Here is a 14,264-nt window from a genome sequence, read left to right on the forward strand (position 1 = left end):
AGAGGACACAGAGGGGGCACAGAGGACACAGAGGACACAGAGGAAAAGCAAAAATGCTATTCAGGGTCGCGGTAGTCGCCACCGTCGCGGCATTGATCCCTAGATTTGCTTTTCCTCTGTGTCCTCTGTGCCCCCTCTGTGTCCTCTGTGTTAACGCTTTAAGCCAACGGCCAACCAGGCCGCCAGCAGCGCATAAACCGCAATAAGCGCAAACGCCGTCCACGGCAATCCGGTGACATCCCAAAGCAATCCCCCCACGATCGGCAGGGCCACTGCGCAGAAATATCCGATCGCGAACATCGCCGCCGAAACCCGAGGCACATCCTCCGGCTTCACGGTGAGCGGCGGCAGCGCCAGCGTGAGCACCAGCAGCCACGCCGTCACGAACCCGATCACGCCCGAGAACACGACCACGCCGACGCCGCCCAGGAGGAAGAGCGCGGGAATCGACGCGAAAGACAGGAGGGCCGTCGCGATGAAAGGTGCACGCCGCCCGGCGAGGCGCTTCGCGAAGGCGAGCATGATGAACGACGCCGGAAGCTGCAGCCAATTGAGCGCCGAGAGTGCGGGGCCGAGGAGCTCGGGCCGGCCGTGCCAGCGCAGGAGATCGGGCAGGAACGCGTTGGTGCCGAAGTAGAGCGTCGAGGCGAAGCCCGCGATGAGCCCCAGCCGCCACGTCGTGCGGTCGCGCCAGTCGGGCCACCAGCGAGGGTTTGCAACACCGGCGGCGCGGCCCGTGCCCGCTCCTCGCACGGCGAAGACGAGCACCACGCCCAGCACGATCACGAGGCCCGACCAGGCGACCAGGCTCCCGCGCCATCCGCCGGCCAGCGGCACGACGACGGGGATGGTGAGCGAAGCCGCGAGCGCCTCGCCCACGAGCAGCGCGTTCGAGTAGACCGCGGTGCCGAGCGCGACGTTGCCCGGCACCCACTCGCGCACGATCGCGGGAAACGCCGGCTGCATCACCGCGATGCCGATGCCCATCACGAAGGTCGCGCCGAGGAGCATCGCGAGGTCCGGGCTCCACGCGCGCGAAGCGGACGCCAATCCCGCGACGAGAATTCCGGCGACCAGCACGCGCCCCGCGCCCCAGCGCGAGATCATCAGCGAGCCGGGAATCGCCGCGATGCAGAAGAGCAGCACCGGCAGGCTCGTGAGCGCCGCGACATTGGCTTGCGACAGCGGGAAGCTTTCGCGGATCAGCGGGATCACCGGCGGCACGCACAGCACCGTGAGCCGCAGGCACAGGCCTGCGATCCACAAGAGGAGCAACGAGGCCGCGAGCGATCGGGGAGCGGGCGCGCCCACGGCGACAGGTGCACTCACGCCGCGAGGAACTCGGCGATGACGCGATTCAGGAAGGCCGCATCTTCCGGCCGGTTGCTGGTCGCGGCCTGGTGGCCCTGGATCGACGGGATCTCCACGAAGGTGCCGCCGGAGATCGCCTTCGCGGCCTCCACCGCCGCGTGAGAGGGATTGAAGAGATCCAGCGGCGGGGCGAGCAGCAGCGTGCGCGCGCGGATGGAGCCGAGCGCCTGCGCCGTGTTGCCGCCGAAGCCGGGCGTGGTGCCGACGTCGTGCGCGTCGTAGGCGCGCGACTGGTAGAGATAGTCGTGCGCGTCGAAGGCGTTGGAGCGGATCTGCCCCAGCACGTCTTCGAACCAGCGGTGCGCGTGGGCTGCGTCCTTGAGATGTTCCTCGAGCGCCGCGGGCGAGCGCATCAGCAGCGCCGTCTTCATCGCCGCCCACGCCCGCCATCCACGCTCCGGCACCGCCGTGAACGACTGGCCGTTCCACGCGGGATCGGCCATCAGAGCGCTGCGCGCCGCTTCCGTCACCATCGCGGCCCATGGCGAGGTCTTCGCCATCGGCGTCATCGCGACCAGCCGGTCGGCGAACCCCGGGTGGCTCACGCCCCACTGCAGCGCCTGCATGCCGCCCATCGAGGCGCCGACGATCGCGCGCACGTGCGAGATGCCGAGATGCTCCGTGAGCAGCCGGTACTGCGCCTGGATCATGTCGCGCAGCGTGAAGCGCGGGAAGCGCATGCCGGGCTGCGCGGCGCTGTTGGAAGGCGAGGTCGACATGCCGTTGCCGATCGGATCGGCGACGACGATGAACGCCTTCTCCGGATCGAGCGCGCGGCCCGGTCCGATGAGGAAATCCAGGCGGTGGTGCGTGCCGGTGAGCGAGATGCAGGCGAGGATCTTGTCCTTCGCCCCGGGGCTGCCGTGGGTCACGTACGACTGCCGGTATCCGCGGATGAGATCTCCGCATTCCAGCCGCAGGTCGCCCAGCGCGGCCTCGAGGTGCGGAGCGTCGATATGCCCGGGTGCCAGCGGCGGATGCTTCACGGCAGCATCACCACGGTGCGGATGCCTTCTCCGCGCGTCATCGCCGCGAAGCCGGCGTTGATGTCGTCCAGCGCGATGCGGTTGGTGACCAGCTCCGCGAGCTTCACGCGCCCGGCGAGATGCTCCTCGACGATCCACGGGAAGTCGCGCCGCGGCTCGGCGCCACCGTAGCTCGAGCGCACGATCTCCTTCTCGCCCATCAACGAGCCCCAGCGGAAGCCGACCTCCTCGTTCACGTTGACCTTTCCGAGCCACACGACGTGGCCGCCGGGGCGCACGGCTTCAACCGAGAGCCGGAACGCCGCGCGATTGCCCGCGCATTCGAAGACATAGTCCGCACCGCGCCCGTTCGTGAGCACCTTCACGGCCTCGGCCGCATCCACCGCCTTCGCGTCGATGACGTCGGTGGCGCCGAACTCGAGCGCGCGATCACGCCGCCCCGCATCCAGGTCGATCGCGATGATGCGCCCCGCATCCACGAGCCTTGCACCCTGGATCGCATTCAGCCCCACCGGCCCGCACCCGATCACGGCGACACTCGCACCCGCCTCCACCTTCGCCTTGCGGACCACCGCGCCGATGCCGGTCATCACGCCGCAGCCGATGATGCACGCGAGATCGAAGCCGATGCCCTCGGGAATCCGGACCGCACCGGACTCCGGAACCATCGTGAATTCCGCGTGCGTCGAGGTGACCGAGTAGTGGTGCACGCGCTCGCCGTTACGCGTCATGCGCGTGGTGCCGTCGAGCAGCAGCCCGCGCGGCTGGTTCTGCGTGAAAGGCTCGCAGAGGATCGGCAACTGTCGCTCGCAGTAGAAGCAGTGTCCGCAATGCGGGTTCCAGGAGCAGATCACGTGATCGCCCGGCTTCACGGCCTTCACGTCGCGTCCCACGGCCTCGACGATCCCGGCCCCTTCGTGGCCCAGCACGATCGGCAGCGGATAGGCGAGCGAGCCTTGCATCACCTCGAGGTCGGTGTGGCACAGGCCGCTTGCACGCAGGCGCACGAGCACGTCCCCGGGGCCGGGATCGGCCATCTCCAGCGTATCGATCGTGAGCGGCTCACCCACGCGGTTGAGGACCGCGGCTTTGAAGTGCATCGGCAAATCCTAGGAGAAGAGCTTGTTGGCGTCCGGGTAGGGAATGGAGCCTTCGTGGAAGGTCCTGTACGTCCCCGTCTCCAGCAGCTCCTTCGCGATGCGGCGAGCGAGCGCCATCGAGGCGCGCACCGGGCCCGAGCCCTGGCTCACGCGCCGCACGCCGAGCTCCTGCAGCTCCGGGATCGTGGGACAGCCCGGCACCGTGAGGATGTTCACCGGAGCGTCGATCTCGGCGCAGAGCGTTCGGATCGCGACCCGATCGGAGGCCGAGGGCACGAAGATGCAGTGCGCGCCCGCCTCGCGGTACTTGTTGCCGCGCTCGATCGAGGCGCGCAGCTTCTGCACGTCGTCGCCGATCTTCACCCAGTAGCTGTCGGTGCGGGCGTTCACCACGATGGGCACGCCCGATTCCTCCACCGCCTTGCACACCGCGGCGATCTTCTCGACCTGCGCGGCCACGTCGAAGAGGCGGACGCCACCCTCCTCCGTGCTGTCCTCGATGTTGATGCCGCACGCTCCCATCGCGATCACGTCCTTCACCGTGGCGACGATCTCCTCCGTGGTCTTGCCGAGGCCAGTGAGAATATCGGCGGTCAGCGGCACATCCACCGCGTTCACCATCTCGCGCGTCGCGGCGAGGATGACGTCGCGCGGCAGGTCCTCGTTGTCCGGGTAGCCGTGGCTGAAGGCGATGCCGGCGCTACCGGTGCCCACCGCCTTCGCGCCCGCCTCCTCGAAAATGCGCGCGCTCGCCGCATCCCAGGCGTTCATCACGATGAGGAGGTCGGGACCCTCGTGGTACTTGCGGAAGAGCGCCGCCTTGTCGCGAGCGTCCACGCTAGGCCGCCCGGTTGTCGTGGAGGGCCTTCGGGTCGTTGTAGCTCTTCACGTCGGTGCCGCGGTAGAGGATCTTCGCGCTCTCCTCGGCGATCTGCTTGTGGAGGGCCACGAACTCCGGATCCATGTCCTTGGTGGGACGTGGCTCGAGATCGAAGTGATGGAACGTGTCCGTGCCGCGCACCAGCGTGGCGTGGTCGCGCCCGGCGACCTGGCCCACCGACGTGGGGATGTAGCGGATGGCGTAGCCGATCCGCCGGTCATCGGACGGATTCGCCGGAGAGCCGTGCACGAGGCGCACGTGGTGCAGCGAGATCTCGCCCGGCTCCAGCTCGATGGTGACCGCCTTCGACTCATCCACGTCCACCGCCACCTCCTGCCCGCGGGTCAGCAGGTTGTCTTTGGCAAAGGTATCGCGATGGGGAATCTGGTCGGCGGTGTGCGTGCCGGGGATGAACCCCATCGCGCCGTTGGACTTGTTGCTCGGCGTGAAGGCCAGCCACGCGGTCACGACGTCGGGCTTGTTGAGACCCCAGTACGTCGAGTCCTGGTGCCACGAGACGAACGCCGGGTTGTTCGCCTCCTTGATGAAGAAGTTGGTGTTCCAGCAGAGGAGATCCGGGCCGTAGAGGTCCTCGATCGCATCCACGATCTTCTGGTGATGGACCGTCTCATTGAGCCACGTGAAGAGCAGGTGCGACTTGTGGCGCAGATCGCCCTTCAACGGGCCGCCTGCCTCTTTCTCGAAGGCCTCGAGACGGCGCCGCAGCTCCAGCGCATCCTCCTTCGGCATCACGCGAATCGGGAAGACGCAGCCGTCCTTCCAGAACGTGTCGATCTGCGATTGGGTCAGGATCCTGGGCATGGTGTTCTCCTTCATTTCAAGCCGAGCCGCTGATGACGCGCATCACCTCGGGGGGATACGTGTCGCCGGGCTTGCCGTGGTAGAGGATCTCCCCGCGCTCGAGGACGTAGAGCTGGTCCGCGTAGTCGGGAATGTGATGGACGTTGGACTCGGCCATGAGCACTCCGTGCCCGAGCTTGCGGATGTTCGCGATCGCCTCGCTGATGCTGGGGATGATCGCGGGCGAGAGGCCCTCGAAGGGCTCGTCCAGCAGCAGCATCTGCGGATCGAGCGCCAGAGCCCGGGCGATGGAGACCATCTTCCGCTCGCCGCCGGAGAGCTGGTTGCCGCCGCGCTCCTTGTACTGCAGCAACTTCGGGAAGATCTCGTAGGCCAAGTCGATGCGCGTCTTGGCGTCCCGGCCCTGAGGGCGCGTCCACGTCGGCAGCTCGATATTCTCCGCCACCGTGAGGTCGCCGAAGACCTCGCTCTCCTCCGGCGCGAAGCCCACACCGTGCTGCGCGATGCGATGCGTGGGCAGGCCCGCGATCGCCTTGCCCTGGAACGTGATGCTTCCGGAGACCGGCTGGCGGTAACCCATGATCGTGCGGAAGGTCGTGCTCTTGCCCGCGCCGTTGCGGCCGACGAGGCACACGAGCTCACCCGCGGCCACTGCGAGCGAGACGCCGCGCAGGATGCGCGAGCCCTGGATGTCGACGGTGAGGTCCTTCAGCTCCAGCATCTCAGTTCGCCTTCGCGAGCCGGCCGACCAGCTTGCCGACGATGTTGGCGATGATGTCCGGATCCTCGAAGAACTCCTTCGGGGCGCGGTCGGCGAGCACCTTGCCCCCCTTCAGCGCCACGATGCGACTCGAATACTCGGCCACGAGATCCATGTCGTGCTCCACGAGGATGATGGCCTTCACGCCCGCGCGCTTTGCCGCGCCGATCAGCGTGGTCATGATCCCGTGCTTGTCGCCCGAGGACACGCCGGAAGTCGGCTCGTCCAGCAGGATCACTTCCGGCGAGAGCGCGAAGGCGCTCGCGATGTCGAGCAGCTTCTTCTCGCCCTGCGACAGCAGCCGCGAAACCGTATCCAGTTTTCCGTCCAGGCCGAAGATCGCGGCCACTTCGCGCACGCGCTCGTTCACGCCCGCATCGCCGCGCACCGACGAAAAGAGATCGAGCGACTTGCCGCGCTGCGACACGACGGCCGTGGCGATGGTCTCGGAGACCGTGAGCTCCGGGAAGACGTGCACGAGCTGGAAGGCCCGCGCCATGCCGCGCTGCGCCAGCTTCACCGGCCCGATGCCGGCGATGTCCTGCCCCTTGAAGCGCACCAGGCCCGCCGTGGGCTTGAGCAGGCCCGTGAGCACGTTCACGAGCGTGGTCTTGCCCGCGCCGTTCGGCCCCACGATCGAAACCAGCTCGCCCTCGGCGATCGTGAGCGTGATGTCGTCCAGCGCCACGAACTCGCCGTAGGCCTTGCCGACGCCTTGCGTCTCGATGAGCACGGTCATCTGCGCGCTCCGATCTTCAGGTACAGGTCGCGCGCGAGGCCCATCAGGCCGCCGGGGATGAGGATCACGATCAACGCCAGGATCAGGCCCAGCAGGAAGCGCCAGTACTGCGTGATGCCCATCAGTTCGCTCTTCAGGAAGATGAACGTGAAGGCGCCCACGATGGGACCGAAGAAGTTGCCGAAGCCGCCCAGCACCGTCATGAAGACCAGCTCGCCGGAATGCGTCCAGTACGCCAGCTCGGGGTCTGCTTGACCGGTGTTGATCGCGAGGATCACGCCTCCGATCGCGCCATACACCGCGGAGATCACGAACGCGATCAGGCGAAAGAGCCGCACGCGAACGCCGAGGTACTCGGCCTTGCGCGGGTTGTCGCGAATGGCGGTGAGATGCAGGCCGAACGGCGAGTGCACGATGCGCCACATCAGGAAGCCCATCACGACGAGGAGCACCAGGCAGTAGTAGTAGAACGGCCCGATCAGGAACGAAGTCTTGTCCAGCTCGGCGAACTCCATGCCGAAGAGCTTCGGGCGCAGCACGCGGATGCCCGTGTCGCCGCCCGTGAGGTCGTAGAACTTGAAGAGGAACGAGTGGAACAGCATGCCGAAGGCGAGCGTGAGGATGCCGAAGAAGATCTTCACGTAGCGCACCGAGAGCAGCGCCACCGGGATGGCCACCGCCGCCCCGACCGCGCCGGACACGATCAGGATCACCTCGAAGCTCTTCACCCCGAGCTTCGACGAGAGCACCGCCGCCGCGTACGCGCCCAACGCGACGAAGAGCGCGTGGCCGAAGGACAGCAGCCCCGTGTAGCCGAAGAGCAGGTTGAAGCCCAGCAGCGCGATGCCGTAGGCGAGCGCCGGGAGCACCAGCGTCACGTAGTAAGGGGCGGCCACTTTCGGGAATGCGGCGAGCACGACGATCGCCACGGCCACCAGCGCGAGACGCATCATTCGATCGGTTTCCCGAAGAGCCCGGCCGGGCGCGCGACCAGCACGACGATCACCACGAGGTAGATCGCCAGCACTTCGAGCTCGGCGTACTTGGTGATCGCCCAGGCCCGCACGAGGCCCACGATGAGGGCCCCCACGAGGGCACCGCGCATCGAGCCCAGCCCCCCGATCACGACGACGGCGAACGCCTCGACCACCAGTTCCACCGGCATGTCCAGCGACGCCGCGGAAGTCGGAACCACCAGCGCGCCCCCGACGGTGCCCAGCAGCGTGCCCAGCGTGAAGACGCTCGCGTTGATCCAGCGAACGTTGGCGCCGAGTGCGGCGGCCATGTCACGGTTCTCCGCCGTGGCACGCAGGATCCGCCCGTAGCGTGTGCGCTGCAGGAACCAGCCCAGCGCCAACGCGATACCGATCGATGCCGCGATCACGAGGACGTTGTAGGTCGGGAACGACACCTCGCCCAGCGTCACCTTCCCGTAGCTCATGGAGAGGTTGCCGAGGGTCTGGGGATTCGCGCCCCAGAAGAAGCGCAGCACGTCCTGGAACATGAGGACGAACGCGAAGGTGAGCAGGAGCTGGAAGGCTTCGTCGCGCTTGTAGACGGTGCGAAGCACGAGCTCGATCACCGGTCCGATCGCCGCCAGCAGGATGCCGGAGAGGATCAGCACGAGGATGAAGGACCAGGGCGGTACGCCGGCCGCGATGGCCGTGTTCACCGCCGTGATGCCGAAATAGGCGCCCAGGGCGTAGAACGAGCCGCAGGCGAGGTTCACGATCCTCTGCACGCCGAACACGAGCTGCAGCCCGGCGGCCACGAGGAAAAGAACGGAGGCGTGGAACACGCCTCCGATCAGGACATCGAGGAAAGCCGTCATCTCAGAGCTTGATGTTGGCGGTCTCGATCCACTTCCAGAAATCCGTCCCCTGCGGCTTCTGCAGCTGGTCGGAGAACATCGTGTCGACGCGGCCCAGGGTCGCGAAGTCGTACTTGTTCTTGTGCGTCGTCAAGCCCTGGTAGAAGGTCTGCTCGGCGATGTGGTCCTTGCGCATCTTGCCCGGGCCGCCGAGCGACGTGACCTCGATGCCTTCCATCGCATCGATGATGTCGTTCTGCGAGGGCCAGGCGTTCTTCGCCTTCTGCGCCTTCTCCACGCCGGCCTTGTAGACCTGCATCGCGAAGTACGCGCGGTCGGCTTCCCAGTGCGGGTAGTCCTTGTACTTGTCCGCGTAGTGGTCCACGAACGCCTTCTGCAGCGGCGACGGGTTCTCCTTCGCGAAGTAGAGCGTGTTGTGGCCGAAGATCATGCCTTCCGGCGTGAACTCCTTCTTGAGGCCCGTGTGCTGGAAGCCCGCGGCCGGGAAGGCGAACTTGGTCTTGCCATCCATGAGGCCGGCGCCGTGCGCGGTCTTCATGAAGACGGGCAGGTCCGCGAACAGCAGCGAGGAGAACACAAGGTCCGGCTTCGCGGCCTTCAGCGCCGCGACGTGCGACGTGAGGTCCAGCGTGCCGACCTTGGGCCACTGCTCGGCGACGACCTCGAACTGGACGCCGAACTTCTTCAGCAGCGCCTGGAAGGCGGCGAAGTTGTTGCGGCCGTAGGAGTAGTCGGGGTTGATGCCGGCCACGCGCGTGAACTGGCCCTTCCAGTACTTCACGCACAGCAGCGAGGCCATCACCGCTTCGCATTCGTTGTCGGTGGAGCGGAAGACGTAGCGCGGCTTCTCCATCGTCTCCTTCACGCCGTCCTGCGTGGTGCCGTCCCAGAAGATCAGCGTGGCCTTCATCTCCTCGGCCACGGCGCCCATCGCGAGCGACACGCCCGAGGACACGATGCCCTGCACGCAATCGACCTTGTCCTGCAGCACGAGCTTGCGCAGGCGCTCGATGGAATCCTTCGGGTTGGTCTCTTCCTCGATCACCAGCTCGACCTTGCGGCCGGCGATGCCGCCCTCGGCGTTGATGCGCTCGGTGGCCCAGAGCGTGCCGCGCAGGCCGCACTCGCCCACGGTGCCGGCGATGCCGGCCTTCGGCGCGATGATGCCTACGCGCAGCGGCGTGTTCTGCGCGATCGCGGGGAAGCTGAGGAAAGGAGAGGCGGCGGCCGCGACGCCGGTGCCACCGAGGGCCTGCAATAGCCTTCTGCGCTTGTTGTCCATCGTTTCCTCCTCCGAGGTTCGTTATTGATATATCACCTGAATATCAAACATACCCGACGCGGGCTTCCTTATCAACTGCGCCGTGGGGACAAAGAGGCGTACGAATAAGTTGCCCCGACCCCTTTATTCACTGCCCCGTTATTCATCCCGGGCCTCCAGCCAGCGGGCCACGCCCTCGACGGATCGGAAGTCGGCCACCGAGCGCGCGGTGACGGAGGGGCGCTGGGCCATCATGCGGGCGAGAGCGCTACCCGGCCCGAGCTCCAGCGCGGTCTCCAGGCCCCGCTCCACCGTTTCGTCCAGTACGGAGCGCCAGCGGATCGCCTGGCGCACGGCATCGGCGAGCGCATCGGTGGCCTCGGCGCGGCGCGAGAGGGAACGTCCATCGACGCCGCGAAGCACGGGGACCTCCGGATCGCGGCCGGGACGCTGCGCGAGCGCGGCGCGCAACTGCTCGGCGGCGGTGGCGAGAAGCGGCGTGTGCGAAGGGACGTTCACCGGCAACGGGTGCAGCACCGCGCCCGCTGCCGCGAGCATCACGCCGGCCGCCTCGAGATCGGCGCGAAGCCCGCCGAGAATCCAGTGATCGTCGGCGACCTCGATCGCCACGTGGGCCGCGCGGCCCGCGAGCGCTTCGTCGATCGTGGTGCGGCCGGCCCCCGTGACGGCGGTCATGCCGCTTCCCGCAGGCGATGCGGCCGCCATCAGCCGTGCGCGCTCCAATACCAGCGAGATCGCCTCGGCCATCGTCCATGTGCCCGCGCAGCTCCACGACGACACTTCGCCCACGCTGTAGCCCGCGACGGCGCCGGGCGCGGGTACCTCGGTCTCGATGGCCTTCCATGTCGCAAGGGTTGCCGACACGACGGCCACCTGCGCGAAGACCGGCTCGAAGAGATCGTCGCCCGCGCGAACGCGTGTTGCGATGTCGAGGCTCGCCGCCTGCGATGCTTCCTCCAGCGCGCGACGCCCCGCTTCGGTGGCCAGGGCGAAGTCGAGCATCGCGGGATGCTGCGAGCCTTGGCCGGGGCAGAGCAGCAGGTAGCCCGCCATGGCTACGCGCGATCCGCGCAGGCGTCGGCGTCCGTGTTGGCGTCCGCGTGGGCGAAGAGCGTGGCGGCGAGGAGATCCGCGCTGCCGCCAGGACTGAGGCGTCTCGCGATGAACGCATGGTGGATGGACTGTGCGCGCGTCATCGCATCGGGCGCGTGCACACCGCCGGCTGCAAGGAAATCGCGTGCCGATCCCTGGGCGAACGCGAGCCCCTCCGGGCCGCCTCGATGGATGAGGTTCGTATCCTCGACGCAGGCGAGCAGCGCGAAGAACGCCTCGATCTTCGCTTCGGGGTGCGCGGCGCCGCGAGCGCGGGCGTCGCGGAATGCGGGAAGCGCGACGGTGAAGACGGTGGGGAAACCCGCGGCCGCCTCGGCTTGCGCACCACCCGTGCCACAGCGGCGCTGCACGCGGCTGCCGTGGCTCGCCGGATCGCGGCGATGCGCGGCGATGTTGTCGCCCCATCGATCGCGAACGACGTCACCCAGCGTGGCGTCATCCATCATGCCGCTCCGCGCTCGCGCACCTGCCGCCGCAGCAAGCAGGCCGATCGCGAAGATCGCTCCGCGATGCGTGTTCACGCCGCCCGTGGCGCGCGTCATGGCCACCTCGGCCGCCACGCCGATCCGGCGCAACGCATCGAACGAAGCCCCGCTCGCTCCGGCCCGCGCGAACTCCGCGAAAGAGCGGCGCAGCACGAAGGCACTCCGCAGGAAGTGGCTCGCATCCATGTCCGCGTGGCTGCCCGTGTCCACGAGGCTCACGAGCCCGGGCTTCGGGTACGCGCGCAACTCCGCGATCAATGCACGGCTCGCACGAGCGCCGATGCGGCGAGCATCGACAGCGCGTACGTCGCGCGCGGCCTCGAGCGGAAGCGCGATCACGCCCATGCGGCCGCCCAGGCGGAGGCCGGCACGAGACGAGCCCCGTCCGGAGCCTTCACCAGCAGGCTCGAAGCTCCGCCCGCCAGCTCTCTCCAGTTCACGGCGCCGCCATCGCGAAACTCGATCTCGCCGTCGAGGCGCATCGGCGAGCGCGCTTCCAGCGACGCGAGGTGCGACAGCCACGCGCTGACGGCGGACGTCGAGGGCGGCGCGGCGAGGAGATCGAGATCCGAACCCTGCGAGAGATACGCCTCGCCCGTGCGGTGCTGCCAGGCAAGAGAGCCGAAGACGCGAGCGGTGAAGCCCAGGTGGTCCGCGAGCTCCGCGAGACCGGTTGCGACGGTTCGCATCGCGTACGGCAGCACGGCAGCGGCCTCGCGCAACGCGGGCGGCTCCTCGATGCGCGCAATCCCGTCCGCCGCGACCGTGAGCGCGATGCGCAGCTTTCCCTGCGTGGGCGGCAATGCGAGACCGATGGCATGCCGCGCGGGGTCGTCGTCCGGTTGGCGAGCACGGGCAATCACCGGCAATCCTCGCGCGAGCCACGCCGCGACGGTCTCACGATGCGCCTCCGCGGCCGACGACACGACACGGGCCCGCGCCTCCGGCGCGACATGGACCCAATGGTGGCGGCGGAGCGCTTCCACCGTCTCAGGGCGCGGCGAGCATGCGCTCGACGACGGAATGCGCCGCCGTGCGGCCCCCGCGTTCGGCACCCAGGTGGCGGCGCCGATCGGAGCCCGCCGGGAGCGCGAGAGCGGCCTCGAGGTGGCCCGCGAGATCCCCCGACCACAGGCTCTCGATCGCGCCCAGCTTCTCGTAGTGCTCCGCGCCCGGTCCGAAGATGGGCGAAGTGCGGCACAGCGACTCGAGGCGCTCGATCGGAATTTGCGTGATGCGCGACATCGCGGGCAGCGCCATCACGCGAACCTGCGCGTCCGGCGTCGCATACGTCTTGTCCGCGGTGAGTCCGAGCGCGAGGAAGCCGCCGCTCACCGCCTCGCCATACACCAGCGCCAGCAGCGGATGTCCGCGGCGGCGCGCGACCTCGAAGCACTTCGCGAGGTGGGAGAGATAGCCGGGATTGCCGAGCATCTCGTCGCGGCGCGAGAGGCGCTGGCCCTGCGTGTCCACGAGCATGAGGATGGGACGCTTCGGATGCTTCTCGATCACCTCGAGGACATCGGTGGCGAGTGCGAAGGCGAGGTCGGCTCCGATGGCCGCGTGGCCGTGCGTTCCGACGACAGCGACCTCGCCGGCCTTCGCGAGGCCGGTGCCCACCACGCGCTCGCCCTCGATGTGCACATCGTGGCCGCCGGGAAAGAGCTGGCTGCAAAGCAGGATCGGATCAAGCATCGGCGCGCTCCCGGACCCTGTCGGCCATCGCGACGAAATCGCCGGGCGTGAGCATGGGCACGGCTTTCGGCTCCGCCACGCCCAGCGACGCCCAGACATCCGTCGCGTCGCCGGCGGTTGCGAAGCGTTCGAGCCTTCGCCCGAGCGCGGCGTGCTCCGCGCGAACGGAAGCGAGGTCGATCGCGCGCGTGCGCCCGAAGAACGACGCCACCGCCAAACGCAGCGCATCGAAGCGGTCGGCGACCAGCGCGTCGGCCTCGCCCAGCAAATACCGGTGCTTGCCGCCCATCGTGCGCCAGACGAGCGCGCGATCACGGGCGTCGAACTCCTCCACGCCCTTCTGCGCCTCGATCACCTCCGGACCGGAGACGGAGAGCCGCCCCTCCTCCGTCATCACGACCCAGTCGCAGCCGCGCGCGACGATGCCCAGGCCGCCATAGCAACCGTTGGAGCCCGCGCACACCGCGACGACCGGCACGCCCGCGGCGCGCGCATCGAACACCGCGCGTTGAATCTCGGAGATCGCGATCAGGCCGGCATTTGCCTCGTGCAATCGAACACCGCCCGTATCGAGCAGCAGGACCACGGCCGCGGGCTTGTCGCGCGCGGCGCGCAGCAGCAGGCCCGTCAACTTGGCGCCATGCACCTCGCCCACCGAACCGCCCATGAACTCCGGCTCCTCGGCCGCGAAGAACACCGTCTTTCCCTCGAGCGTGGCCCGGCCCGTGACGACCCCATCGTCGAACGCGACGGGCATCTCCAGCGCGGGCAGGTGCGGGCTCGTCACGCGCTCGGCCGGCCCCAGCCATTCGTGCACGCTGCCCGCGTCGAAGAAGCGGCGCACGCGCTGGCGCGCCGTGGCCTCCAGGTAACCGGCGTTGGCGATGGTCACGAGGCCTCCAGCTCCGCGGCCGCCTGCGCGAGGCGAAGGCCCACGACGGCCGGCGTGGCGCCGGCATCGTTGATCGTCACCAGCAGGTCGGGCACGCGAACGCGCTGCGCGAAATCGCCGAGCACCGCTTCCCACGTGGCGCCGAAGCCGCGCACCGACGTGTTCACGACGATCTTCATGCGGCCACCGAGCGGCGTGGGCTCGCACAGCGCTTCCATGTTTCCCGAGCCGACCACGCCGACGATCACGGGTTCGGAGCGGAGCGGACCAGGCGGGAAAGGACCGAACTCGAAGGAGAGATTTTCCAT

At 68.3% G+C, this 14,264-nt stretch carries 16 protein-coding genes; all 16 read right to left on the reverse strand.

Going from position 1 to position 14,264, the window contains the following annotated elements:
* Positions 1–150: 150 nt before the first annotated feature.
* The 16 genes from DSM104443_RS15140 to mdcC all read right to left on the reverse strand — a co-directional run bounded on the left by DSM104443_RS15140 (position 151) and on the right by mdcC (position 14,264).
* The gene (locus DSM104443_RS15140; RefSeq protein ID WP_171093654.1) at positions 151–1,329 is read right to left on the reverse strand and encodes an MFS transporter; all 1,179 of its coding nucleotides are present in this window, start codon (positions 1,327–1,329) and stop codon (positions 151–153) included.
* Entirely contained in the window at positions 1,326–2,357 is a 1,032-nt protein-coding gene (locus DSM104443_RS15145) for an alpha/beta fold hydrolase (RefSeq protein WP_171093656.1), read from the reverse strand. The genes DSM104443_RS15140 and DSM104443_RS15145 overlap by 4 nt, the downstream gene beginning before the upstream one ends.
* Positions 2,354–3,457 (reverse strand): Zn-dependent alcohol dehydrogenase, encoded by a 1,104-nt coding sequence (locus DSM104443_RS15150; protein WP_212756718.1) that lies wholly within the window; start codon positions 3,455–3,457, stop codon positions 2,354–2,356. The genes DSM104443_RS15145 and DSM104443_RS15150 overlap by 4 nt, the downstream gene beginning before the upstream one ends.
* A gap of 9 nt (positions 3,458–3,466) precedes the next feature.
* The gene (locus DSM104443_RS15155; protein ID WP_171093660.1) at positions 3,467–4,294 is read right to left on the reverse strand and encodes an isocitrate lyase/PEP mutase family protein; all 828 of its coding nucleotides are present in this window, start codon (positions 4,292–4,294) and stop codon (positions 3,467–3,469) included.
* A gap of 1 nt (position 4,295) precedes the next feature.
* A complete protein-coding gene (locus DSM104443_RS15160; protein ID WP_171093662.1) occupies positions 4,296–5,159 on the reverse strand; it encodes a phytanoyl-CoA dioxygenase family protein in 864 nt (287 codons plus the stop codon).
* 16 nt (positions 5,160–5,175) lie between these two features.
* A complete protein-coding gene (locus DSM104443_RS15165) occupies positions 5,176–5,880 on the reverse strand; it encodes an ABC transporter ATP-binding protein (protein WP_171093664.1) in 705 nt (234 codons plus the stop codon).
* Position 5,881: 1 nt separating this feature from the next.
* Complete coding sequence (locus DSM104443_RS15170; RefSeq protein ID WP_171093666.1) at positions 5,882–6,658, reverse strand: ABC transporter ATP-binding protein; 777 nt, start codon at positions 6,656–6,658, stop codon at positions 5,882–5,884.
* Complete coding sequence (locus DSM104443_RS15175; RefSeq protein ID WP_171093668.1) at positions 6,655–7,611, reverse strand: branched-chain amino acid ABC transporter permease; 957 nt, start codon at positions 7,609–7,611, stop codon at positions 6,655–6,657. The genes DSM104443_RS15170 and DSM104443_RS15175 overlap by 4 nt, the downstream gene beginning before the upstream one ends.
* Positions 7,608–8,489, reverse strand: coding sequence for a branched-chain amino acid ABC transporter permease (locus tag DSM104443_RS15180; RefSeq protein ID WP_171093670.1), 882 nt, complete (start codon positions 8,487–8,489; stop codon positions 7,608–7,610). The genes DSM104443_RS15175 and DSM104443_RS15180 overlap by 4 nt, the downstream gene beginning before the upstream one ends.
* 1 nt (position 8,490) lies before the next feature.
* A complete protein-coding gene (locus DSM104443_RS15185; RefSeq protein WP_171093672.1) occupies positions 8,491–9,771 on the reverse strand; it encodes an ABC transporter substrate-binding protein in 1,281 nt (426 codons plus the stop codon).
* A 138-nt stretch (positions 9,772–9,909) separates the two neighbouring features.
* Positions 9,910–10,824, reverse strand: coding sequence for an ACP S-malonyltransferase (locus tag DSM104443_RS15190; RefSeq protein WP_171093674.1), 915 nt, complete (start codon positions 10,822–10,824; stop codon positions 9,910–9,912).
* A gap of 2 nt (positions 10,825–10,826) precedes the next feature.
* Positions 10,827–11,714, reverse strand: coding sequence for a triphosphoribosyl-dephospho-CoA synthase MdcB (mdcB, locus tag DSM104443_RS15195; RefSeq protein WP_171093676.1), 888 nt, complete (start codon positions 11,712–11,714; stop codon positions 10,827–10,829).
* Positions 11,705–12,355, reverse strand: a complete 651-nt coding sequence (gene mdcG / locus DSM104443_RS15200; protein WP_171093678.1) for a malonate decarboxylase holo-[acyl-carrier-protein] synthase — start codon at positions 12,353–12,355, stop codon at positions 11,705–11,707. Before mdcG ends, mdcB begins: the two co-directional genes overlap by 10 nt.
* Before the next feature lie 4 nt (positions 12,356–12,359).
* A complete protein-coding gene (locus DSM104443_RS15205; protein WP_171093680.1) occupies positions 12,360–13,064 on the reverse strand; it encodes a biotin-independent malonate decarboxylase subunit gamma in 705 nt (234 codons plus the stop codon).
* Positions 13,057–13,956, reverse strand: coding sequence for a biotin-independent malonate decarboxylase subunit beta (locus tag DSM104443_RS15210; protein ID WP_212756720.1), 900 nt, complete (start codon positions 13,954–13,956; stop codon positions 13,057–13,059). Before DSM104443_RS15210 ends, DSM104443_RS15205 begins: the two co-directional genes overlap by 8 nt.
* Positions 13,953–14,264, reverse strand: coding sequence for a malonate decarboxylase acyl carrier protein (mdcC, locus tag DSM104443_RS15215; protein WP_171093681.1), 312 nt, complete (start codon positions 14,262–14,264; stop codon positions 13,953–13,955). The genes DSM104443_RS15210 and mdcC overlap by 4 nt, the downstream gene beginning before the upstream one ends.

The sequence above is a fragment of the Usitatibacter rugosus genome (genome assembly GCF_013003965.1).
GTDB lineage: Bacteria > Pseudomonadota > Gammaproteobacteria > Burkholderiales > Usitatibacteraceae > Usitatibacter > Usitatibacter rugosus.

Excerpts from the sequence above, each read along its gene's own strand:
- DSM104443_RS15150 (WP_212756718.1), bottom strand. The coding sequence starts at position 3,457 with ATGCACTTCAAAGCCGCGGTCCTCAACCGCGTGGGTGAGCCGCTCACG.
- DSM104443_RS15160 (WP_171093662.1), bottom strand. The coding sequence starts at position 5,159 with ATGCCCAGGATCCTGACCCAATCGCAGATCGACACGTTCTGGAAGGAC.
- DSM104443_RS15165 (WP_171093664.1), bottom strand. The coding sequence starts at position 5,880 with ATGCTGGAGCTGAAGGACCTCACCGTCGACATCCAGGGCTCGCGCATC.
- DSM104443_RS15170 (WP_171093666.1), bottom strand. The coding sequence starts at position 6,658 with ATGACCGTGCTCATCGAGACGCAAGGCGTCGGCAAGGCCTACGGCGAG.
- DSM104443_RS15175 (WP_171093668.1), bottom strand. The coding sequence starts at position 7,611 with ATGATGCGTCTCGCGCTGGTGGCCGTGGCGATCGTCGTGCTCGCCGCA.
- DSM104443_RS15180 (WP_171093670.1), bottom strand. The coding sequence starts at position 8,489 with ATGACGGCTTTCCTCGATGTCCTGATCGGAGGCGTGTTCCACGCCTCC.
- DSM104443_RS15185 (WP_171093672.1), bottom strand. The coding sequence starts at position 9,771 with ATGGACAACAAGCGCAGAAGGCTATTGCAGGCCCTCGGTGGCACCGGC.
- DSM104443_RS15190 (WP_171093674.1), bottom strand. The coding sequence starts at position 10,824 with ATGGCGGGCTACCTGCTGCTCTGCCCCGGCCAAGGCTCGCAGCATCCC.
- mdcB (WP_171093676.1), bottom strand. The coding sequence starts at position 11,714 with ATGGGCGTGATCGCGCTTCCGCTCGAGGCCGCGCGCGACGTACGCGCT.
- DSM104443_RS15205 (WP_171093680.1), bottom strand. The coding sequence starts at position 13,064 with ATGCTTGATCCGATCCTGCTTTGCAGCCAGCTCTTTCCCGGCGGCCAC.
- mdcC (WP_171093681.1), bottom strand. The coding sequence starts at position 14,264 with ATGGAAAATCTCTCCTTCGAGTTCGGTCCTTTCCCGCCTGGTCCGCTC.